Annotated in this window: 22 protein-coding genes; 13 read left to right on the top strand and 9 right to left on the bottom strand. The window is 63.5% G+C overall.

Going from position 1 to position 21977, the window contains the following annotated elements; translation table 11 throughout:
* Positions 1-63 precede the first annotated feature (63 nt).
* Positions 64-1926 carry a dihydroxy-acid dehydratase gene (gene ilvD / locus HWE01_RS17170; protein ID WP_008325316.1) on the bottom strand — a complete coding sequence of 621 codons (1863 nt, stop codon included), beginning with the start codon at positions 1924-1926 and terminating at the stop codon, positions 64-66.
* Positions 1927-2122: 196 nt separating this feature from the next.
* Entirely contained in the window at positions 2123-3556 is a 1434-nt protein-coding gene (locus tag HWE01_RS17165; RefSeq protein WP_241822400.1) for an MFS transporter, read from the bottom strand.
* A gap of 414 nt (positions 3557-3970) precedes the next feature.
* On the opposite strand from HWE01_RS17165, the gene HWE01_RS17160 reads away from it, so the two are divergent.
* Both HWE01_RS17160 and HWE01_RS17155 read left to right on the top strand, forming a co-directional pair.
* A complete protein-coding gene (locus tag HWE01_RS17160; protein ID WP_008325312.1) occupies positions 3971-4924 on the top strand; it encodes a 2-hydroxyacid dehydrogenase in 954 nt (317 codons plus the stop codon).
* A 70-nt stretch (positions 4925-4994) separates the two neighbouring features.
* Positions 4995-5906 carry a LysR family transcriptional regulator gene (locus HWE01_RS17155; RefSeq protein WP_008325310.1) on the top strand — a complete coding sequence of 304 codons (912 nt, stop codon included), beginning with the start codon at positions 4995-4997 and terminating at the stop codon, positions 5904-5906.
* 2 nt (positions 5907-5908) lie between these two features.
* On the opposite strand, the gene mntP is transcribed toward HWE01_RS17155, so the two are convergent.
* Positions 5909-6490 carry a manganese efflux pump MntP gene (gene mntP / locus HWE01_RS17150; RefSeq protein WP_008325308.1) on the bottom strand — a complete coding sequence of 194 codons (582 nt, stop codon included), beginning with the start codon at positions 6488-6490 and terminating at the stop codon, positions 5909-5911.
* Here mntP and HWE01_RS17145 point away from each other — a divergent pair.
* Complete coding sequence (locus HWE01_RS17145) at positions 6489-6641, top strand: hypothetical protein (RefSeq protein WP_175344276.1); 153 nt, start codon at positions 6489-6491, stop codon at positions 6639-6641. The two genes, mntP and HWE01_RS17145, sit on opposite strands and share 2 nt — an antisense overlap.
* Positions 6642-6779: 138 nt before the next feature.
* On the opposite strand, the gene HWE01_RS17140 is transcribed toward HWE01_RS17145, so the two are convergent.
* Positions 6780-7718 (bottom strand): cation diffusion facilitator family transporter, encoded by a 939-nt coding sequence (locus HWE01_RS17140; RefSeq protein ID WP_008325306.1) that lies wholly within the window; start codon positions 7716-7718, stop codon positions 6780-6782.
* 257 nt (positions 7719-7975) lie between these two features.
* On the opposite strand from HWE01_RS17140, the gene HWE01_RS17135 reads away from it, so the two are divergent.
* Positions 7976-9613, top strand: coding sequence for a flagellar assembly protein A (locus HWE01_RS17135; protein WP_175344277.1), 1638 nt, complete (start codon positions 7976-7978; stop codon positions 9611-9613).
* 107 nt (positions 9614-9720) lie between these two features.
* The gene (locus HWE01_RS17130; protein WP_008325302.1) at positions 9721-10119 is read left to right on the top strand and encodes a cytochrome c oxidase subunit Vb family protein; all 399 of its coding nucleotides are present in this window, start codon (positions 9721-9723) and stop codon (positions 10117-10119) included.
* A 21-nt stretch (positions 10120-10140) separates the two neighbouring features.
* Here the strand turns inward: HWE01_RS17130 and HWE01_RS17125 are convergent, their stop codons facing one another.
* Positions 10141-10989 carry a LysR family transcriptional regulator gene (locus HWE01_RS17125; protein WP_008325300.1) on the bottom strand — a complete coding sequence of 283 codons (849 nt, stop codon included), beginning with the start codon at positions 10987-10989 and terminating at the stop codon, positions 10141-10143.
* A 126-nt stretch (positions 10990-11115) separates the two neighbouring features.
* On the opposite strand from HWE01_RS17125, the gene HWE01_RS17120 reads away from it, so the two are divergent.
* The 4 genes from HWE01_RS17120 to HWE01_RS17105 all read left to right on the top strand — a co-directional run bounded on the left by HWE01_RS17120 (position 11116) and on the right by HWE01_RS17105 (position 14139).
* The gene (locus HWE01_RS17120) at positions 11116-12129 is read left to right on the top strand and encodes a bile acid:sodium symporter family protein (RefSeq protein ID WP_008325298.1); all 1014 of its coding nucleotides are present in this window, start codon (positions 11116-11118) and stop codon (positions 12127-12129) included.
* A gap of 127 nt (positions 12130-12256) precedes the next feature.
* Entirely contained in the window at positions 12257-12628 is a 372-nt protein-coding gene (locus tag HWE01_RS17115) for a VOC family protein (protein ID WP_175344281.1), read from the top strand.
* A gap of 117 nt (positions 12629-12745) precedes the next feature.
* Positions 12746-13480, top strand: a complete 735-nt coding sequence (locus HWE01_RS17110; RefSeq protein WP_241822399.1) for a helix-turn-helix transcriptional regulator — start codon at positions 12746-12748, stop codon at positions 13478-13480.
* Positions 13481-13617: 137 nt separating this feature from the next.
* On the top strand, positions 13618-14139 hold the full coding sequence (locus tag HWE01_RS17105; RefSeq protein WP_008325295.1) for a hypothetical protein: 522 nt from the start codon (positions 13618-13620) through the stop codon (positions 14137-14139).
* Positions 14140-14220: 81 nt separating this feature from the next.
* Here the strand turns inward: HWE01_RS17105 and HWE01_RS17100 are convergent, their stop codons facing one another.
* The 3 genes from HWE01_RS17100 to HWE01_RS17090 all read right to left on the bottom strand — a co-directional run bounded on the left by HWE01_RS17100 (position 14221) and on the right by HWE01_RS17090 (position 17272).
* Positions 14221-15054 carry a GGDEF domain-containing protein gene (locus tag HWE01_RS17100; protein ID WP_008325294.1) on the bottom strand — a complete coding sequence of 278 codons (834 nt, stop codon included), beginning with the start codon at positions 15052-15054 and terminating at the stop codon, positions 14221-14223.
* 151 nt (positions 15055-15205) lie between these two features.
* Positions 15206-16774 carry a methyltransferase regulatory domain-containing protein gene (locus HWE01_RS17095; protein ID WP_008325293.1) on the bottom strand — a complete coding sequence of 523 codons (1569 nt, stop codon included), beginning with the start codon at positions 16772-16774 and terminating at the stop codon, positions 15206-15208.
* 54 nt (positions 16775-16828) lie between these two features.
* Complete coding sequence (locus HWE01_RS17090; RefSeq protein WP_175344284.1) at positions 16829-17272, bottom strand: nucleotide pyrophosphohydrolase; 444 nt, start codon at positions 17270-17272, stop codon at positions 16829-16831.
* A 194-nt stretch (positions 17273-17466) separates the two neighbouring features.
* Here HWE01_RS17090 and HWE01_RS17085 point away from each other — a divergent pair, with 194 nt between their 5' ends.
* The 4 genes from HWE01_RS17085 to HWE01_RS17070 all read left to right on the top strand — a co-directional run bounded on the left by HWE01_RS17085 (position 17467) and on the right by HWE01_RS17070 (position 20870).
* The gene (locus HWE01_RS17085) at positions 17467-18060 is read left to right on the top strand and encodes an attG domain containing protein (RefSeq protein WP_241822398.1); all 594 of its coding nucleotides are present in this window, start codon (positions 17467-17469) and stop codon (positions 18058-18060) included.
* Positions 18061-18401: 341 nt separating this feature from the next.
* Positions 18402-20054 carry a methyl-accepting chemotaxis protein gene (locus tag HWE01_RS17080; RefSeq protein ID WP_241822397.1) on the top strand — a complete coding sequence of 551 codons (1653 nt, stop codon included), beginning with the start codon at positions 18402-18404 and terminating at the stop codon, positions 20052-20054.
* A gap of 185 nt (positions 20055-20239) precedes the next feature.
* A complete protein-coding gene (locus tag HWE01_RS17075) occupies positions 20240-20449 on the top strand; it encodes a hypothetical protein (RefSeq protein ID WP_008325282.1) in 210 nt (69 codons plus the stop codon).
* Positions 20450-20714: 265 nt separating this feature from the next.
* Complete coding sequence (locus HWE01_RS17070; RefSeq protein ID WP_008325281.1) at positions 20715-20870, top strand: hypothetical protein; 156 nt, start codon at positions 20715-20717, stop codon at positions 20868-20870.
* Positions 20871-20912: 42 nt separating this feature from the next.
* Here the strand turns inward: HWE01_RS17070 and HWE01_RS17065 are convergent, their stop codons facing one another.
* Positions 20913-21950 (bottom strand): TRAP transporter substrate-binding protein, encoded by a 1038-nt coding sequence (locus HWE01_RS17065; protein ID WP_241822396.1) that lies wholly within the window; start codon positions 21948-21950, stop codon positions 20913-20915.
* Between the last annotated feature and the right edge of the window lie 27 nt (positions 21951-21977).

Here is a 21977-nt window from a genome sequence, read left to right as displayed (position 1 = left end):
AAATCGCCCGGCTTGCACCGGGCGATTTTTTTGGCAGCGGTGACCGGCGACGGCCACGTACGATCAGCGCTTCAACTGCGACAGATCACGCACGGCACCACGATCGGCCGAGGTGGTCAGCGCGGCATAAGCCTGCAGTGCCTGCGAAACCACGCGCTGGCGGTTGCCCGGCTGCCACGCGGCATCGCCACGGGCTTCCATGTCGGCGCGACGCTTGGCCAGTTCTTCACCGGAAATACGCAGGTTGATGCTGCGGTTGGGGATGTCGATGTCGATCATGTCGCCCTCTTCCACCAGACCGATGGCGCCGCCTTCAGCCGCTTCCGGCGAAGCATGGCCAATCACCAGGCCGGAGGAACCACCGGAGAAACGACCATCGGTGAACAGCGCGCAAGCCTTGCCGAGACCCTTGGACTTGATGTACGAAGTCGGGTACAGCATTTCCTGCATGCCGGGGCCGCCCTTGGGACCTTCGTAGCGCACGATGACCACGTCGCCGGCCTTGACCTTGTCGCCCAGGATGCCTTCGACGGCGGCGTCCTGGCTCTCGAAGACACGTGCGGTGCCGGAGAACTTCAGGATGCTTTCATCCACGCCTGCGGTCTTGACGATGCAGCCCTTCTCGGCGATGTTGCCGTACAGGACCGCCAGGCCGCCATCTTGAGAATAGGCGTGTTCGCGATCACGGATGCAGCCGTTGGCACGATCCAGGTCGCTGTCTTCAAAACGCTCTTCCTGCGAGAAGGCCACTTGCGTCGGCACACCACCGGGGGCGGCGCGGAACAGCTTGTGCACGGCCGGATCGCTGGTGACGCGGATGTCGAATTTCTCGATGGCTTCACCCAGGGTCTTGCTGTGCACGGTCGGACGCGAAGTGTCCAGCAGGCCGGCACGGGCCAACTCACCGAGGATGGAGATGATGCCACCGGCGCGGTGCACGTCTTCGATGTGGTACTTGTTGGTCATCGGCGCGACCTTGCACAGGCAGGGAACACGGCGCGAAATGCGGTCGATGTCGGCCATGGTGAATTCCACCTTGGCTTCGTGGGCTGCGGCCAGGAGGTGCAGCACGGTGTTGGTGGAGCCGCCCATGGAGACGTCCAGGGTCATGGCGTTTTCCCAGGTTTCCTTGGTGCAGATGTTGCGCGGAAGGATGCTGTAGTCATCCTGTTCATAGTGGCGCTTGGCCAGTTCGACGATCAGGCGGCCGGCGCGCAGGAACAGTTCCTTGCGGTCGGCGTGGGTGGCGACGATGGTGCCATTGCCCGGCAGCGACAGGCCCAGCACTTCGGTCAGGCAGTTCATCGAGTTGGCGGTGAACATGCCCGAGCAGGAACCGCAGGTCGGACAGGCCGAGCGCTCCACTTCGGCCACGTCGGCATCCGAGATGTTCTTGTCGCCGGCCTGGATCATGGCGTCGACCAGGTCCAGCTTGATGACCTTCTTGTCGGTGTTGACGGTCTTGATGACCTTGCCGGCCTCCATCGGACCACCGGAGACGAAGACCACGGGGATGTTCAGGCGCATGGCGGCCATGAGCATGCCCGGGGTGATCTTGTCGCAATTGGAGATGCAGACCATGGCGTCGGCGCAGTGGGCGTTGACCATGTATTCGACCGAATCGGCAATCAGGTCGCGCGAGGGCAGCGAGTACAGCATGCCGTCGTGGCCCATGGCGATGCCGTCATCCACGGCGATGGTGTTGAATTCCTTGGCCACGCCGCCAGCCGCCTCGATCTCGCGCGCCACCAGCTGGCCCAGGTCCTTCAGGTGCACGTGACCCGGCACGAACTGGGTGAAGGAGTTCACGACCGCGATGATGGGCTTGGTGAAATCGCCATCCTTCATGCCGGTGGCACGCCACAGCGCACGCGCGCCGGCCATGTTGCGGCCTTGGGTAGTGGTATAGGAACGATAGGTCGGCATGATGGGTGTCTCCTCAGGGCTGCTTAGGGAAAAAGGGAGCACAAGAGTGCCTCCGAGGAGAGTGTTTGTCCAATATATAATTCGATGCGTATTAATATCCAACAGATATTAATAGGCATCGGCACAAATATTCCTCGTCAGCAACAGAAAGGCCCGCAACAACGCGGGCCAGTCGCTTTCTCCATGCACTGCGCGCTCAGGCTTCGTCCCCCGCCTTGCGTACCGTGATCGGCTCCACTACGCTCAACAGCAGCACCAGGCACAGCAGCGAAGTGCCGACCATGTAAAGGAAGACACTGCTCCAGTCATAGCGGTCCAGCAGCATTCCCACGGCCAGGGGTGCACAGGCGCCACCGATCTGGCCCAGCGAATTGACGATGCCGAACGCGGTCGGGTAGGTGGACTTGGTGGCCAGGCCCATGGGATAGGCCGAATAACCGGCAAAGCCGATCCCCAGCATCAGGCCCGACAACATCAGCATGGCGCCGAGATAGAGCACGCTGTCGGGCGCATCCACCAGCATGAGCGTCATCACGGCGGTACCCAGCGCGCCCAGCAGCATCATGGGCTTGCGGCGGCCACCCAGCAGGCGGTCCGAGATCACGCCCCCCAGCATGTTGCCCGCGACCGCACCGATGAACGGTGCCGAGGCAAGGAAACCCATCTTCACCGAAGCAAATCCCTTGACCGTGACCAGATAGGTCGGGATCCACGACATGAAGATATTGCTGATGCCGATCATGCAGCCATAGCCGAGAGCCACGCCGATCACGTTCCAGGACGTGAAGACCTGGCGCAAGGTCTCCAGGCGCGGCACACGACGGGTACGGTTGATGCCGTCCAGCCATGGCATCGGTGCCACCTGCGCACCCTGCCCCGCAACAGTGCCGGCGCTGCCCGCACCGGCCGACAGCTCCTGGGTGATGTAACGGCGCTCGGCCTCATTGCAGAAACGGTTTTCGGCGGGCGAATTGGTCACCAGGAAGAACCACAGAATGGCCAGGAAGATGCCCGGCACCGCAAACACGTAAAAGATTTCGCGCCAGCCCCAGAGCTGGATGACGATGATGCACACCGTCGGCACGATCAGCGGACCCAGCTTGGAGGCCGCAATCCACAGTCCGGTGGCGGTCCCCTTTTCCTCCGGCGGGAACCAGCGATTGATGACGTTGGTACAGCCAATGCCCAGTGGCCCTTCCGACAAACCGAGACCGACACGGTAGAGCTGCAACAGCAGCACCGAGGAAGTCGTGCCCATGAGCCCGGTAAACAACGAGGTCAGCAACATGAAGACGGAAAACAGCATGCCGGTGGTCTTGGCACTCAGGCGCTTGTACATCAACCCGACCGGAATCTGCACCAGACCATAGGCAAACGAAAACAGACTCACGATCAGTCCGGCCTCGGTGTTGGAGATGCCGTACTCCTTTTTCATGTACGGCAGGGCGATGCCGAAATTGGCGCGATCGGCGCAGGCAATGGCCCAGATCAGGAAGATCAGGCCCATCACCACCCAACGGTAGCGGGTGGGTTTCTGCTCTGACAAACGGCTGGCCGCAGGGGCAGCAATTGCAGAGGAGGCGGTGGAACTATGGCGGCCGACGGGGTCGGCGGCGTCGACAGGATTCATCGTCGAACTCCCTTGGTGGCGTGTCTCGTGGTTATCGTTATGGTTGGCGGCAACGGCGTGGCGATGCGCCCGTGTCAGGAGGGCAGCGCGCGCTGCCTCCGGTGTGATCCCAGGTTCATGCTTGTCTCCAGTGCAGGTGGCGGGCTTTGTTGTGCGTCCCGCAAAGGGATCTGTTGGCGCCCGACGTTGATGGCGACCTTGCGTGTCTTGCAGGCCGACGCCGGGAATCATGGCCGTGCCCCTGCGTGGCGTCCAATCTTTTCTGGCTATCAGGTGATGTGCAGATTGAATCGATATTGATACCCGATCAGGTGCCATTTCCTGAATCAATTGATAGCCTTTTCGGATTGGACGTGCTGGTGGAATGCCCGCATCATCGCCCCGCATTGCCATCGAACGAGAAGGAGTTCTCCCATGAAACGCCACGTACTGCAGCTCAATCCCATCCTGGTTCCGGCCATCAATGACAAGCTGGAGAATCTCTATCACATGCACCGCCTGTTCGAGCAGGAGGACAAGGAAGCCTACATCGCACGCCACGGGGCCGTCATCGAAGGGGTCATCACCGGCGGCCATACCGGTATCAGCAACGCCCTCATGGATCGCCTGCCGGCCTTGAAGGTCGTGGCCGTCAATGGCGTAGGGACCGATGCAGTGGATCTGAACCATGCGCGCAGCAAGGGCTTGCCGGTCACCGGCACCTTCGGTGCACTGACCGAGGACGTGGCCGATCTGGCGCTGGGCCTGATGCTGGCGGTGAGTCGGCAGATCTGTCCGGGTCACGCCTTCGTGCAGCGCGGTGACTGGGTGCGCCATCCTTCGCCGACGGCGATTCCCCTCTCGCGTCGCCTCAGCGGCAAGCGCGTGGGCATCGTCGGAATGGGCAAGGTCGGCCGTGCCATCGCCCAGCGCGCAGCGGCCTTTGGCTGCCCCATCGCCTACACCGACCTGCGCGCCATGGACGACCTGCCCTACACGTTCCAACCGGCATTGCTGCAGCTGGCGCGCCAGAGCGATGTACTGGTGCTGGCCGCTGCCGCCGACAAGGCGCAGGGCATCATCAACGCCGCCGTCCTGGATGCGCTGGGACGCGAAGGCATTCTCATCAATATCGCGCGCGGCAAGCTGGTGGTGGAAGAGGATCTGGTGGATGCCCTGCAACGTGGCGTCATTGCCGGTGCGGGGCTGGATGTGTTCGTGGACGAACCCAACGTGCCGCCGGCCCTGCTGCAGATGGACCAGGTGGTGTTGCAGGCGCATCGCGCCAGCGCCACCGTGGAATCGCGCACGGCCATGGGCGAGATGGTGCTGGCCAGTCTGGCCCAAGGGCTGGCAGGACAGCGTCCCGAAGGTAGCCTGACCACCTGAATCCGACCACGGCCGCAGCGGGGAGCGGCCATGCCTATAATGCAGGCGCTCCCCTTACCGGCACATCCTCATGCTCGATCTGGCTCAAGTCCGTTGTTTCGTGGTCGCTGCGACCGAACTCAATTTCCGTCGTGCGGCGGCGTTGCTGAACATGACCCAGCCGCCTCTGTCACGCCAGATCCACCTGCTGGAACACCGGCTGGGTGTGCAGTTGTTCGAACGGGTGGGGCGCACGGTGCGGCTCACCACCGAAGGCCGGGTGTTCCTGGCCGACGCGTCGCGCCTGCTGCAATTGTCGGAACAGGCCGAGAGCACGGTACGCCGCGCCAGCCAGGGCAAGACCGGGCGCGTGCGCGTAGGCTTCACGGGCGCGGCCGGCTACGAGCTGATCCCGGAGTTGCTCATGCAGGCGCGCAAGAGCCTGCCCGAGATCGATGTGGTGCTGTTCGAACTGATTTCGGTGGCGCAGCTGGAAGCCTTTAGCGCCAACACCATCGATATCGGCTTCCTGCGCCCGGTATCGTCGCGCCAGCCGCTGGAGTTGCAGCTGGTCGATGAGGAACCGCTGGTGCTGGCCATGCCCCAGGGGCATGCGCTGGCGCTGCATGAACGCATCGCCACCACCCAGCTCGATGGTCAGCCCTTCATCATGCACTCCCCCACGCATGGCAAGTACTTTTACGAACGCATCATGGCCATGCTGGGCGCGGCGGACGTCAAACCGGATTTCACCCAGTACATCGACCAGAGCCATACCATCCTCTCACTGGTACGCGCCGGCCTGGGCGTTGGCATCCTGCCTGCCTCGGCACAGCGTTTCCATTACGATCGGGTGGAGTTCCGGCCACTGGCCGGGGAGGTGCCGCGTGCCGAGATGAGCATGGCGTGGCGCGCGGACCAGGACAATCCGGCGGTGACGGCCTTTCGCCTGATGGCCACCGGATACTGTGCCGAGCGCGCAGCACGACTGCGCCGGGCCTGAACTCAGGCGCCCGCGCGGCTCATGTGCTCGTAGAGAATCGCTGCGCCCACGCCGATGAGAACCACACCCCCGACAATCTCGGCACGCTTGCCGATCAGATGGCCCAGCACGCGGCCGACCATCACGCCGATGGTGACCATGGTGGTGGTGGCCAGGCCGATCAGCAATGAGGCTTCCAGGATGTTGACGTCGATGAAGGCCAGGCCCACGCCCACGGCCATGGCGTCGATGCTGGTCGCCACAGCGGTGAGCGCCAGCATGACCACGGATTGCTTCTGCGGGGTGACATCGGCCTCGTCTTGCTCATCATCCTCGCTCAGACCTTCGCGGATCATGCGCGCGCCCAGCACCAGCAGCAGTACGAAGGCGATCCAGTGGTCCCATTCGGCAACCCACTTGGTGGCCACGGAACCGGCAAACCAGCCGATGAGCGGAGTGATGGCTTCGATCACGCCGAACAGCAGACCGATACGCAGCGCCTGCAGCAAGCGTGGTTTCTGCATGGCGGCACCCTTGCCGATGGCTGCCGCAAAGGCGTCAGTGGACATCGCGAGCGCGAGAAGGACGAGAGCGGGGAAATTCATGAACGGGGTTCCTTGGCCGGGCGAAGTCCATGGACGTGCCTGCGCGCCCAGCCTGGCCGCAGGATACGTCTATGGTCTCGCCTACCTGGATGGCTACCCGCGCCACGGCATCGATGCTGCCGAGAATGTTGACACGGGCTCTTCCGGATGACCCGGAAGCTGGCTACTCCCCAAAGAGAAGCCCGGATTCTAAACGAAGACGGCCGTGCCCGACAAGTCGTCGTGCAGAGTTCGTCACAATGTAGTGCTCCACGCTACACAGTGTATTGCCACGCAGTCATTGTGACGATCAGTGCGCTGCCCCCTGCTCCACCGGATCCACATGCGTCATCACATCCAGCACATGATGCGCCGCCAGCACCCGCCGGCGCGCATCGATGGCAATGGCATGGCCCTCGGTGACGGTGAGGGCGCCATCGATTTCCAGATGCACGTCCACCAGTGTCAGATCACCCATGCGCCGCGTACGCAGATCATGCAGCCCCTGCACGCCGGGCGTGGCGAGGATGGTGGCGCGGATGGCCTCGGCTTCCTCGGCCGAGACGGCACGGTCCATCAGGTCATGCAGCGCGCTCCAGAAAAATCCCCAGCCGGTGCGCACCACCATCAAACCCACGACCGCCGCCGCCACCGGATCAAGCAAGGTGAAACCGGCCAGGCTGCCGACGATGCCCAAGGCCACCACCAGCGACGAGGCCGCATCCGAACGCGCATGCCAGGCATTGGCCACCAGCATGCTCGAACGCACGCGCTCGGCGATGCGCAGCATGTAGCGAAACAGCAGTTCCTTGGCCAGCAAGGCCGCCAGTGCCACCCACAAGGCGGCCACATGTACCGGCGGGGTGTGGCCGTAATGCTGGATCTTCTGCGCCGCCGATACCAGCATGCCCAGACCCACGGCCAGCAGCAGCGCACCGAGTGCCAGCGAGGCCGCCGTTTCGTAACGCTGGTGACCATATTGATGATCGTCGTCGGCCTGCTTGCGGCTGTGGTGCCCGGCCAGCAGCACCACGAAGTCGGAAATAAGATCGGACAGCGAATGGATGCCGTCCGCAATGAGCGCCTGCGAACCGGAAAACACGCCCGCCGTGACCTGCAGCATCACCAGCGCGATGTTGACCACGATGCTCACCAGCGTACTGGCACGCCCGGCACGATAACGTGCCGCACTCAAGGCGTCGTCGCGAGGATCTTCCCCCTTGAAGTCTTCTATTTGGGTACTTAACATAAAACCAACGATAAGAGCCTAATCTAGAGCCAAAATTGGCAAAACTTGTGCTATCGAACAAATTACTGGATCATCTTGCCACATTACAATGTCAACTGTATTGCGTCAGGGGGACTGCCGCCGGCAGGATGCCGACCCGGCACGTATGGATGGCGCCTTGAGGGCGCACGCCTCCATTGCACAAGACGATATCGCGGCCGCCATCACCCGCAGGGGATCCGCAGCAGACCCGGTGCAGCATCACATCGAGGAACAGCATGAACCAAGCAACTCCGCAACCGCTGTCGTTTGCGTTCGACCGGGCCAGCGGCGAACTGAGCGCAACGTGGCAGCCCACGCCGGGCTTCCCGCCGCTCACGCTGGCCTTCCTGAAACAGTCCATGACCGATCATGGTCTGACCAAGCTGTTTTTCCAGGATTCGATCCTCAACGCCTTCGTGCGCAAGGCAGAAGATGCCAAGGAGGCAGTCACGCAGGTCATCGCCGAACGGCGCGATGGCGAGTTCTCGCTGGAGGTGGCCGATGACCTGATGACGGCCTCGCTGACCCTGGTGCCGCCCTATGGTGGCCGCGCCAAGAGCGTGGAAGTGGTCAACGCCATCCGCGCGGCCGGGATCACCTACGGCATCCTGCACGAGCAATTGCGCGGCGCGCTGTCGGCCGGTTTCTGCAACAAGCTGGTAGTGGCCCAGGGTCTCATGCCCACGCCGGCCGAGCCGGCTCGTTTCGAGAGCCTGCTGGAAGAAAAGGAAGAGGAGCTGGCCGACATTGACGAAGATGCCGTGGTCTCCTACGCCGACATGGGCCATATCCTGCTGGTCAAGGTGGGCGATGCGCTGATGCGCCGCATTCCGCCCGTACCGGGCCAGGACGGCATCGACATCCGCGGCGGCAAGGTACCGGCGCGGCCGATTGCCGACGCCCCCTTCTCCAAGGAATGTATCGGTGCCGAGCCCAGCGAGGACGACCCCAATCTGCTGGTGGCCATCGTGCCGGGCCAGCCCACGGTCATCAAGAATGGCGTGAAGGTCAATCCGGTGCTGGATGTGGAAAACGTCGACCTCTCCACCGGCAACCTGAGCTTTGAAGGCACGGTCAAGGTCTCGGGCGACGTGCTCACGGGCATGAAGATGCACGTGGGTGGCGACGTGGTGATCAACGGTACCGTGGAAGCGGCCGAGATCGTGGCCGGCGGCAGCGTCACCGTCAAGGGCGGCGTGATCGGCCACAGCGAAGGCGTGACCGCGCAGGCCGGGACCACCGCCATTGCCTCGCGCATCAGTTCACAAAAATCGGTGCAGGTGATGTTCGCCGAGAGCGCCCACATCGAAGCTGCCGAAGATATTCTGGTGCTGGGCAATGCCCGCCATTGCGAACTGCTGGCCGGCAACGAGATCACGGTGGGCAAGGGCAATCCGCGCACCGGCCACATCATCGGCGGGCGCGTGGAAGCCACCAACCTCATTCGTGCCAACGTGATCGGCGCCTCGACCACCACGCATACGCGCATCCAGGTCGGTCTCGATCCGTATCTGGAAGAGAAGATCGCCATCAAGGAACAGGAATACACGCGCAAGGTGGCCGAGCTGGACCGTACCATCAAGCAACAGAGCTACTACAAGCTCAACCCCGAGAAGGCCACGCCGGAAATCCTCCATGAGACCAGCGACAAGCGCAAGGCGCTGGCCTACGAGGTCAAGGTGCTGCTGGAAGAAGTGAGCCAGATGAAGGAAGGCATGGTGGCCGCGGAAGACGCTCGCATCATCGTGGCCAAGGCAGTCTACGAAGGAACCGAGTTGCGCATCGGACATGAGGTGTGGCCGGTGCAATCCGACCTGGGAGGCGGTACGGCACAGCTGTTTGAAGGCGATATCCGCTACAACCCGAAAAAGTAGGTTTGCCCGGTTTTCTTGTTTTCGCCAGCCTGTGGATAAATCGTTTCTCGCATTGGCACTGCGTTTATCCACAGGACATCAGGCTTTACCACTGATCCATTGCTCCCATGCAAGACCTGCTTCCCCATCCAGACCTGGCGCAATTGCGCGCCCTGGCTACCGAGAGTGCGGCCATCACCACGCCCTGCAATTGCCGCACAGCCGACAGCCGCGGCTGGATCAGCCTGCCGCTGTCCTTGCCGGAAACCCAGCTGGTGGACGTGGCCACGCTCATCACCGACCCCTACGACGAACCGACCTTCACCGAATACCATCCGCACGGCACGCGCTATGCCTCGCCTGAGGCGCCCATCGCACCGGCCTGGTATCCCTGCAACCGCTGCAACGTCGCCCGCTGCACGCAATGCGGGCGCCATTATCTGCGCTACGTGGAAGCCGGTGGCTACTTCGTGGACCGGCGCATCCGTTCACTGGCGGACCCCGCCCTGATTGTCGAGACGACCTGAAACCCGCCCCGGACAAGCTGTTCAGCCACGACTCAGGCGGCTGGCCATGAGGATCTGGTAGAGCGTATCGGCCGGGCGCGACAGGCGCCGCGCGGTCAGGGCCACATATTCCACATCCGGCAGGCGCGGCAGGGCCGCGTGATTCAAGGGTTCCACCAGGTCGCGTGAGCCCAGGTGCTGCGGCAGGGCTGCCAGACCCAGCCCGCCGCGCGCAGCCGCCATGCAGCCGGCATGACTGCCACTGGTGCAGACAATGCGCCAGTGATGACCCGACTTGCCCAGCGCCTGCAAGGTGGCCGCGCGGGTGATGCTGGGCTCGGGCAGCAGGATCAGCGGCAAGGGTTCGCTCAGATCGACCAGCGTATCGGGGCGCGTAAGCCACTGCATGGGGGTGGAAAACATGCTGTGTCCGCGTGACTCGCCCGCGCGGCGCTTGCCGACCAGCAGGTCCAGCTTGCCTTGCTCCAGCGCGGCATACAGATCGCTGGTGAGGCCGATGGTGATTTCCAGTTCGACTTCCGGATGCTGGCTGCGAAAGGCCGCCAGCATGTCCGGCAGCGGGCCCATGGCAAGGTCGTCGGAGGTGCCGAAGCGGACCCGGCCGCGCAGGCGCGGGGCACTGAACTGCGCTTCGGCCCGCGCATGGGCCTGCAGGATCAGGCGCGCATGCACCAGCAGGCTCTCGCCATCGGCGGTCAGCGCCAAGGAATGCGTGTCGCGCACGAACAGGCGTCGCCCCAGACTTTCTTCCAGGCGACGGATATGGTCGCTCACGGTGGATTGCGTCAGGCCAAGCTGGCGCCCGGCCTCGGTGAAGCTGGAAGCCGTGGCAGCCGTGGCAAAGGTCTGGAGCCAGAGCGGATTGAGCATGCGGCCATTATCATCGGATTTTCCGATGACAGTCAACGTGATCAGAGGGGTTCCCGATAGCCGTGCACTTTCCTATGATGAGGGCAAACCCGGGCAATTTCCTTCCATTTTCTTCGCGAGCGCGCCATGAACCGCTTCCTCCCTGACCGCTTCACCCAGTTGCTCATCGGCACCGTGCTGCTGGCCACCTTGTTCCCGGCCGCCGGCGGCTTCGAGCATTTCATGCACATCGCCAGCAATGCGGCCATCTCGCTGCTGTTCTTCCTGCACGGCGCCAAGCTCTCGCGGGAGGCGGCGCTGTCGGGGCTGAAGCAGCCACGCCTGCATCTGCTCACGCTGGCCTCCACCTTCCTGCTGTTTCCCCTGCTGGGCCTGGCCCTCAGGAGCGCCGTGCCCGACCTGCTGACGCCGCAGCTGTGGATGGGTGTGCTGTTTGTCTGTACGCTCTCCTCCACGGTGCAATCTTCCATCGGTTTTACCTCGATCGCTCGCGGCAACGTGCCGGCGGCGATCTGCGGCGCCACCGCCTCCAACCTGCTGGGCATCGTCATCACGCCGTTGCTGGTGACGCTGCTGCTGCATCGTCACCACCAGGCCAATGGCATGACGCAGGTGCTGAGCATCCTGCTGCAGCTGCTGCTGCCCTTCGTGCTGGGCAACCTGATGCGGCCCTGGATCGGCGCCTGGATCAATCGCCACAAGGTCATCGTCAACGTGGTTGATCGTGGCGGCATTCTGCTGTCGGTCTATGCCGCCTTCAGCGTGGCCGTGGCGCAGGGCGTGTGGCACCTGTTTCCGCCCGCGCAGCTGGCCTTGCTGGTGCTGGTCAATGCCGTGCTGCTGGGGACCGTGCTGCTGGCAACCACCTATGGCGCCCGCGCCCTGAAGATGCCGCGTGGTGATGAAATCGTGCTGGTCTTCTGCGGCTCCAAGAAGTCGCTGGCCTCGGGCATTCCCATCGCTTCGGTGCTGTTTGCCGGCAGCGGTGCGGCCGTGGTGCTGCTGCCGATCATGCTGTTCCACCAGATGCAGCTGATGCTGTGCGCAGTGCTGGCGCGGCGCTATGCGGCCCGGCACGATAGTGAACAAATCGGTCAGACCGCGCAGCCGGAGGGCGTCCCGGCCACGGCGACGCGCTGATGCGTGAAGGTTTCTTCCTCAGGGCGCGAGGGCTACTGACAGAACGGTGTCAGTAGCCCTCACGCATGATGCGCTACATGCCAACCGGCATGCACAACGCTCCCCTGACAAGAAAAGGAAGAACATCATGCAAACCCAAGTCAACTGGTTCGAGATCGCCACCAAGGACCTGCAGCGCGCCACCCGCTTCTACGAAGCCGTCTTTGCCACCACGCTGCGCCAGGAACAACTGTCGGAAGAAGGACCGATGGCCATCTTCGTGCGTGACGATGGCCAGTCCGTCGGCTGCCTGACCTCACCCGGCTGGCTGGAGCCGACCCGTCAGGGCACGCTGATCTATCTCGATGCAGGCCCTTCCATCCAGGCCGTCCTGGATCGCGTCGAGGCCGCCGGTGGCGAAGTCACCATGCAGCGTTTCCAACTGCCCAACGATATCGGCTATATCGCCCAGTTCATCGACAGCGAAGGCAATCGCCTGGCCCTGCACGCCATGCACTGAATGCTGTGGCGCGCCCGCTGAACCTCACGCCCGCATCTTGCACAGCAGCATCGAAGTTCGTGGCGGGCCAGGAGCATGCGTGCCAGAATGGCGCGCATCTTTTTTTCTCTGCCAGTCATGCGTCGAGCCGATCGCCTGTTCCAGATCACCCAATACCTGCGCGGACGCCGTCTCACCACGGCGCGTCAGCTGGCGCAGTGGCTGTCGGTGTCGGAACGCACGGTCTATCGCGACATCCGCGACCTGTCGCTCTCAGGTGTGCCGGTGGATGGCGAAGCCGGGGTCGGCTATCGCATCAAGCCGGGCTATGACCTGCCGCCGCTGATGTTCAACAGCGATGAAATCGATGCACTGGTGATCGGCATGCGCATGGTGCAGGCCTGGGGCGGCCCGCAACTGGGGGCTGCGGCCGCATCGGCGCTGGCCAAGGTGGTGCTGGCCCTGCCCAGGGAAAAGCGCGATTTCGTCGAGGCCACGCCGCTCTTTGCTCCGGCCATGCAGGATGATGGCAGCCAGGGTGAGCGGCTGGAAGCCATCCGCCAGGCCATCAACAGCCGCCACAAGCTGCTGCTGCATTACACCGATGCCCAGCAGCGCAGCAGTCAACGCGTGGTATGGCCACTGGCGCTGGCCTTCTTTGGCGGTACCTGGCTGCTGGCGGCCTGGTGCGAGCGGCGCGAGGACTTCCGCTCCTTCCGCCTGGACCGGGTGCAACAGATGAGCGAACACGGCCACTATCCGGACCGCAATGGTCGCCGCCTGCCAGACTTCGTGCGCGCCATGCGGCGCCAGGCGCGCGCCTCCTCTGCGGCCTCGACAGGCACGGACACACCGTCCACCCCACCCGCCTGACTCCACCTGCCGCCTTGACACCGCAAAAATACGGTGCCGCTTGGAAAAAATCACGAAAGCCCCCTACAATCGACTCCCCGGCCCGCCCTGCGCGCCGTACCGACAACATGCCAAGACGGCAATTTCCGGGAGTTCGCTTGAAGATCGTATCTCGCCTGTGCACCTGCCTGCGTCCGCGCGTGTCTGCGCTGGTGCTCACGCTGGCCGGTGCCATGGCTGCAGCACCGGCGGCTCAGGCCGCGCCGCAGCCCAGCTTCGGCATCGAAGTCGGCAATGCCCTGCTGTGCCTGAACCAGCTCAACAGCAAGTATTTCTTCGATTACCTGGTCGCCGCCTTCGGCCCGCCCTACAAGACCGAGGGCGGTGCCTACTGGTTCAAGGCCTCCAATGTCTCGCTGTGGGGCATGCAGCCCACCGATTTCCTGGTCAATGACAGCAACAGCCAGGCTGATTTCATCGGCGCCTACTTCAAGACCACGCCGGTCAAGCTGAGCGATGCCATCAAGGCGGCGCTGGGCATCCGCTTCACGCCCGAGGATGACTCGGCCTATCCGGTGCGACAGTCGCAGGCCGGCAGCAAGATCGTCTACAACGACACCAACGCCAAGATGTATTGCGCCAAATCCAAATTCCTGGTCCCAGGGCCCGAGCAACCCTGACTCCGAGCTGGGCCAGCCCCATGAAAAATGCCGCGCGGTGGGCAACCATCGCGCGGCATTGTCATTGGGTCCTGGGGGTGGCTACGCTATCGACGCCTTCACGAGATCTTCGCTGGTACGAATGCAGTCGCGGCCCGACGCCTTGGCCAGCGCCAGCGCCTGTTCCGATTCGCGCAGCACGGTATCGGGTTCGTCCACCTGGCGCTGCGGTGCCACGGCAGCAATGCCGATGCTGATGGTCACGCGGCCGGTAGGACTGGCGCTGTGCTCGATGTTGAGTTGCTCGATCGACGTGCGGATGCGCTCGGCCACGATCAGCGCGCCTTCCAGGCGCGAGCCGGGCAGCAGCACGGCGATCTCCTGGGTACCGAAGCGCGCCAGCAGATCCTCCGGGCGCACGTTGGTATCACGGATGGCGCTGCCGACGCGGCGCAGTACCTTGTCACCGGCCATGCGGCCATAGCTGGCGTTGTACTCGTCGAAGAGATCGATGTCGATCATGATGATGGCCAGCGACAGACTGGTACGGGCCGCACGGTTGAATTCTTCCAGCAGTCCGCGCTCGAACTGGCGTCGGTTGGCCAGGCCCGTGAGCGCATCCTCCAGACCCACGCGGGCCAGAGTCTTTTCCATTTCTTCCAGGTGGGTGCGGGCATCGTCACGTTGCTCCACCAATTGCTTGTGCTCATCCTGCAGCTGCTGCATGCCAGCTTCCAGCTCGGACAACGGTTGCAGCAACTGCCGCGCCAGCCCCCAGGACAGCAGCGCCGATACGAGCACCAGCAGCACGGCGGCGACGGCCAGGCCCTGGGTACTGCCATTGAGGGCCATGGCGGTGAGCACGATGGCTGTCAGCAGCGCGGCAGCGGTGCCGGCCAGGGTCAGGCGTGTTTGGAGTTTGCGGGACAGGGACATAAGCTGGAAACCGACTTTCCTTAAAGAGAGCTTCGGCGCCTCGATGGCAGACAAGGCAGATGCGGCAGATGCGGCCGTGCAGGCCGACAATACGGCCACGCGGAATGCTACAGGCTAGTGCGCTGCGATGCAACGCGCATTGCGCGCCGGATCAGGCCACCTGCAAGGCCCGCAGCAGGGGGAGCCGGGTCCGTGCAAACAGTCGCGCCTGGGTGGCCAGTTCGGCCAGGTTCTCATCCTCGGCTTCCAGCCGCACGCCATCGCGTACCAGCCGCTTGCCCTGCGCGGCGATATGCCGCCAGGCCTGCGCGGGCCAGGCTTCGACGTCATCGCCGCAGACTTCACGCGCCAGCAGGAACAACTGCTCGACCCGGTCCACCTTCACGCCGCCTCCGGTCAGCGGGCTGACCAGGTGGCTGATGTCGCCCTCCTGGCTGTCCGGCAGCACCAGCGCCGCGCGTTGCAGCAGATAGGCATTGAGGTCGGCCGTGCGGCGCGCGATCTGGGCCTGGGTGGCGGCGTCGGGCTCGGGAGGCAGCGGTGCGGCGTGGCCGGTACCGATGAGCATGAGGGCCGAGTCGATCACCTGCGCCAGATTCAGATTGCGATGCGCCAGCGAGGCCGCCAGGTCCACCAGAGTATGCGGCCGGTAGTCCGAGAGCGCCTGCAGGATGGGCTCGTAGATCAGGCGGTTGAGCGTGATCTCGGAGGCCACGTTCTGGATCGTCAGCGGCACCTTGTCCGGTTCGGTCAGCAGTACCACGCTTTGCAGCGCCAGGGCCTGCACACGCTGGCGCTCGTCCTGCACCTGGGCGCCACGGACCCAGTAATCGCGGCGGAAAGTCTGGTTGACCATGAAATCGCGCGTGCTCTGGTACAGCACCGGGTCGTCGATCCCGGCCAGGCACTGGCGCTGCGCGGGCGTCAGGTTGGCCATGTCGAGATGGTCGATGTAGTGCGCCGGACAGGCAAACTGCAAACCCGCCGGCGAGAAGCGACGATGGATCTCGGCAAACGCTTCGGCATGCCAGTCACGGTTGAAGTACTCGTGCGCCAGGTAACTGCGCGGCTGCTGCAACAGCAGCTTGAGCCGGTCCCGCATGAAGGGGTTGGCCTGGGCGTAGACCGGGTCGGTCTCGAACAGACGCGTCGCGAAGGCCAGCGCAGCCTCGATGCGGTCCGCGGTAGGCAGGCCGCGTTCCTCGTTGCCGGCCAGTTGCGTGTGCTGCACCAGCAGGTCGCGCAGCGGCATGAAAGCCGACCAGCCCGGCTGGGTGTTGTAGCTCAGGTAGAGCACCCCGCCCGGTTTGAGCTTGCGGTCGATGAAATCCAGAATGATGGAGCGGTTGTCTTCGGACACCCAGCTCCAGATACCGTGCAGGGCGATGAAATCGAAATCCGGCAGATCGTCGCGACGACAGAAGTGCGAGAAGCTGGAGTCCTCCAGCTGCGCGCCGCTGCCGCTGGCGGCCGCCAGCTCCCGGGCGAAGGCGGCCTGCAAGGGATTGAAATCATTGCCCCACCAGCGCGTGGTGGACGCCGCAGCGTGGAAGTTGGTCGACAGCCCCTGGCCGAAGCCCAGTTCGCAGGCAGTCTGGATGGCCGGCGCCTGCAGGCCGTGGAAGGCGAAGGCCAAGGGCAGGCGTGCCGGATTCATGCCGGGGTAGTAGCCGTAGGTATAGGCGATGTCGACGACGTAACCGTCATTCCAGTTGGTCAAGGCAGGCTCCGGGCAGCGAACGTGGGAAGTGGGCAAGCAAGGAAGAGGCCAGCCTCAGGTGCGAGTCGGGGCATCGGGCGCGCCTTCATCGGCATCATCGGCCGGGCTGGCCAGGGCACTGTATTTGCGCGCATTGCCACGAGCCAGCTCGACCGGGTACTTGCGGCGATTCAGTTCCATCTTCTCCAGCACTGCGCTGCGCAGATCCACCCCGGTGTGGTCGGCCAGCTGGATGAGATAGACCAGCACATCGGCCATTTCATGACGGATGCCCGTGCGCGCGGCATCGTCCAGTTCATGGTCGGCGCCGGTGGGCAGCCACTGGAAATGTTCCATCAGCTCGGCCACCTCCACCGACAGGGCCATGGCCAGGTTCTTGGGCGTGTGGAAGCGCAGCCAGTCACGTTCGCCGGAAAAACGGCGGATGAGCTCGCGCAGTTCGTGCAGATCGGACGGGGCGCCCGCAGGAGGAAGCGGGCCGGAGGGAGAGTCTGTCATGGGCTTGGCGTCGGATCGGATGTTGTAGTATTGCCTTGTTGTCGGCCAGGTACTTTATCACCAACCCACACAAACCGGCCTGCACGCTTGATCTGCGACAGGTTGGAGGTAGCGGCAATGATGCACAATGCCTCAATCCATCTCACGCCTGTTGATGAAATGGGTTCGAGGAAACACGCCACATTCTGACGAACATGCTGACACTTCTCCGTTCCCCGCTGCGTCTTCTGTCCTGCGCCCTGCTGACCACCGTGATCCTGGCCACGGGCTGTGATCGTCATATCGACGACGAACTGGCCGCCCATGAAGCGGCGCAGACCACGCTGGGCGTCACCCCCAGGCAATTCTCCGATCGCTTCAACAAGCGCCTGGCCGACGTACTCAAGGACATGAACGTGGAAGAGCCCGAGCACATGGCCCGTCTCTACATGCTCGATGCGGCGCGCCTGCATCCGGGCCAGTACGAATATGTGCTCGATACCCACGTGGGGCCGGCCCAGACCACGCTCATCGGTACGCTCAACAAGAAGGGCGAGCTGCGCAACGTCGGCGTGATGATGACCAACAAGGTCCCCGGCGCCCGTGACGAATTCCTGATCTGTGCGACCAGTGCCGCGCGCAGCTTCATCTCCGGTGGACAAGACAAGCTGCTGCCCCTGATTACCCGACTCACCACGGTCGCCCTGGACAATCCCGGCCAGCGCATGACTGAAGTGGTGGCCGACCAGTTGCTCTCGGTAGAAGTGGTCCCGCAGGGCGTGCTGTTTCAGGTACAGCCGCGCCAATGATCTGCGCCCCGGCCTGCCGGTGACGATGACGATGACGGGTGGAAACAGTTTCCACCCATCAAAGCCTCTGCTGCCCCTGTTTCTGATGCACCCATGGAAAGGTCTGCCTGTTTAAAGGATTGAAAGCGCGGACCTGGGTTTAGATTCTGATGATCGTGGTTTCCGCGTTGCGCCGACCAGGCCGGACACAGGCTGGCAGCCTGCATGAGAAGCGGAAAGGCCACAGAACGCCTTTACACCAGGGTCGTCGCGCTTGGGGAAGAAGTGCGACGGCTTTCTATAACAGCGGCAGGACCGTGATCCCGCAACGTCAGGACCGGTCAGGGCAATGGGGGGCAAGCATGCGCACAAATCTACCGATCACCACCAATGAACGCTTGTTGGAGGATGGCAAGTCCATCGTCTCCAAGACCGACCTGCAGGGCAACATCACCTACGTCAATCCCTACTTCGTGGACATCAGCGGTTTCGACGAAGAGGAGCTCATCGGGGCACCGCAGAACATCGTGCGCCATCCCGAGATGCCGCGCGAAGCCTTCGCCGACATGTGGGCCACCCTCAAGGAAGGACTGCCCTGGAACGGACTGGTCAAGAACCGCTGCAAGAACGGCGACTACTACTGGGTCCAGGCCAACGTCACCCCGGTGCGCGAGAACGGCCGCGCGGTCGGCTACATGTCGGTGCGTACGCGCCCCACACGGGAACAGGTGCAGGCTGCCGAGAGCGCCTATCGCCGCTTCGTCGCCGGCCAGGCGCGCGGCCTGCGCATCCGTCGCGGCGCAGTGGCGCGCACCGGCTTGATCGGCTGGCTGCAGGGGCTGCGTGATCTGTCGCTGGCCAGGCGACTGGGTTGGCTCATGAGCGTACTGACGCTCATGTTCATTCTCGGTGGTGCCGTGGCCGGCAGTGCCTTGCAATCAGCCGGGGGCAGCCCGTATGCGGTCTGGCTGGGCACGCTGGCTGGCACCGTCCTGCTGCTGGGATCGTGGGCGGTGCTGCATGCGAGCGTCGTGGCGCCCTTGCAACGCGCCATCAAGGCTGTCCATGGCCTGGCCGGTGGCGACCTCGATCTGCATATCGATACCGATGCACGCGGCGATATGGGACTGCTGCTGCAAGCCCTGCAACAGCTCAACGTGAACCTGCGCGCCATCATCGGTGACGTACGCCGCAACGTCGAATCCATGACCATCTCCACCGGCGAGATCGCCAGCGGCAACATGGACCTCTCGGGCCGCACCGAATCGCAGGCCTCGGCGCTGGAGGAGACGGCCTCCAGTGTCGAGCAGTTCGCCGCCACCGTGCGCCAGAATGCCGACTCGGCCGCCAACGCCGACCGCCAGGCGCAATCGGCCTCGGCCATCGCCCAGCGCGGCAGCCAGTCGGTGCAACGCATGGGCAAGACCATGCAGGAGATCGACGCCGCTTCGCACAAGATCGTGGACATCATCGGACTCATCGACGGCATCTCCTTCCAGACCAACATCCTGGCGCTCAACGCCGCCGTCGAAGCCGCCCGCGCCGGCGAGCAAGGGCGCGGCTTTGCGGTGGTGGCATCCGAAGTACGGACCCTGGCGCAACGTTCGGCCGCCGCGGCCAAGGACATCAAGGGTCTCATCGACGACTCGCGCGCCAAGGTCGAAAGCGGCAACCAGCTGGTGCGCGAAACCGCGCAAGCCATGGGCGACCTCGGGGGCGCGGTGGAAAACATGGCGGTGACCATGGCCGAGATCACGGTGGCCAGCAACGAACAGAGCGGCGGCATCGAGCAGCTCAACCAGGCCGTCAATGCCATCGATGAAACCACGCAGCAGAATGCCGCCCTGGTGGAGCAGGCGGCCGCAGCCGCCGAAAACCTGCGCGACCAGTCCATCAAGCTGAGCCAGGCGGTCTCGGTATTCAAGATCAGCTACGGCAGCCCGCGCTCGCCGGCTGCTGCGTCAGCCGCCACCGCGACACGCCAGAAGGAATCGACCCTGGCGCTGGCGCAGTAAGTGGGCAGGGCATGTCGCTGCAACGACATGCCAACACCGCTTTACAAGGCATTGCATTTCTTTACCCGTTGCAGGGCCGTCCGCACCTTTGCAGGGGCGGCGCGCTTGCCTATGATGAACTCCTGTCCGCATCTCCCTCACCAGAGGGGGATGCCGGCTGCCTACCTACTACAAGGGAGTTTCACATGAGCGTATCTTCGGTCTCCTCCAGCAACAGCAGCTTCTACAACACCATCATCCAGCCGATCAAGAATGTCGCCTCCGAAGTCGGTGATGACATCGAGAGCGCCTACGACACCACGGTCGATGCCGTTTCCTCGGCCGCCCACTCGGTGGCCGACAGCGTGAGTTCGGGCATCAAGGCCATTGGCAACATCATCGATACCTCGGCCTGATCCTGAGTACAGCAGCATGGCGCAGCAATGGCGCCATGCAATCATCCCCGCTTTGCGACTGACCGCAGCCCGAAGCCTCTCTGCTGGCCATCCGTTTTCACCGGGAGCTGCGCACATGAACAAGGAACACGTGCACGGTGTTGACTGAGCCTGTGCGAAAGGTGTCGACATCCTTTGTTGCAATTGCCTGACTGCGCTTAGCAAACTGTCGGTGTTCAATGCTGCCTCACTGCATCTCTTTCCTTTTCTTTGCATGAGGTTGACCATGAAACGATTGACGACACTGCTGGCAGCAGCACTGCTGCTGACCACACTGGGTGGCTGCGTCTGCGCCCCCTGGTTCTGCGGGCCGGGACCGGGCGGCGGAGGTGGGCCACGCGGCGGCTGGGGCGATGGCGGCCACGGTGGCGGGCCGCGCTGAGCGCGATACGAGCGGCCGGACCATCGTCCGGCCTTTTTCATTTCAGCCCAGCGCCCCTACGCTGCCTTCCAGCAGTTTCCAGGCGTCCTCGCCGAACTTGGCACGCATGTCCTTGTAGAAGTTGGCCTGCGCCAGCGCCTGCTTGAACGAATCCTTGTCGGCCTCGATGATCTGCAAACCCTTGCCCGCCAGGTCATTGCGCGCCATGCCGGAGAAGGTGGCGATGTCGGCACGCTCATCGGTAGCGGCCTGGTCGAGTTCACGGCGCACGATTTCCTGGATGTCCTTGGGCAGCCTTTCAAAGGCGCGACGATTACCCAGGATCCAGTAGGCATCCCATACGTGATTGGACAGCGTGCAGAATTTCTGTACTTCGTACAGGCGCGCAGTGCTGATGATGGCCAGGGGATTTTCCTGCCCTTCCACCAGCTTGGTTTGCAGCGAGGAATAGACCTCGTTGAAGTTGATCGGTGTGGGGCTCGCGCCCAGCGCCGAAAACAGCGAGGTCAGCATCGGTGCCGCCGGCACGCGCAGCTTCAGGCCCTTGACGTCGGCAGCACTCCTGATCGGCCTGGTCGAGGTGGTGATCTCGCGAAAACCATTATCCCAGGGCTTGGACATGGCCAACAGGCCGACCTTCTCGATCTGTGCGCGCACATGGGCCCCCAGGGCGCCATCCATGGCTTTCCAGACGGCGGCGTAATCCTGGAAGGCAAAGCCGGTATTGACGATGCCGGCTGCCGGCACCAGGGTGGAGAGCACCGTGTTGGCCTGATTGAAGAACTCCACGCCGCCATTGCGGATCTGCGACATCAGGTCGGTATCCGACCCCAGCTGGTTGGCCGGAAACAGCTTGATCTCCATGCGTCCGTTGGTGGCATTGCGGATGCGGTCGATGGCTTCCTGGGCGCGTTTGTTGACCGGGTGGGACGGGTCCTGGCCGGTGGCGAATTTATAAGTAAACTCGGCCGCACTGGCCGGCCGCGTGAGAATGGAAAACAGCGGCAATGCAGCGGCCACGGCGCTCGCCTTCAATACCTGGCGGCGGTGGAATTTCTTGGATGCGATCTCGTCTTTCATCTTCTGTCTCCTGTCGTTTTTTTAGAA

Origin of the sequence: Herbaspirillum sp. C7C8, assembly GCF_022627875.1 — a bacterium.
In the GTDB taxonomy this organism is placed as follows: domain Bacteria; phylum Pseudomonadota; class Gammaproteobacteria; order Burkholderiales; family Burkholderiaceae_D; genus Herbaspirillum.
Note: the sequence above shows the minus strand (reverse complement) of the source record. Positions and strands in the feature narration are given on the sequence as shown.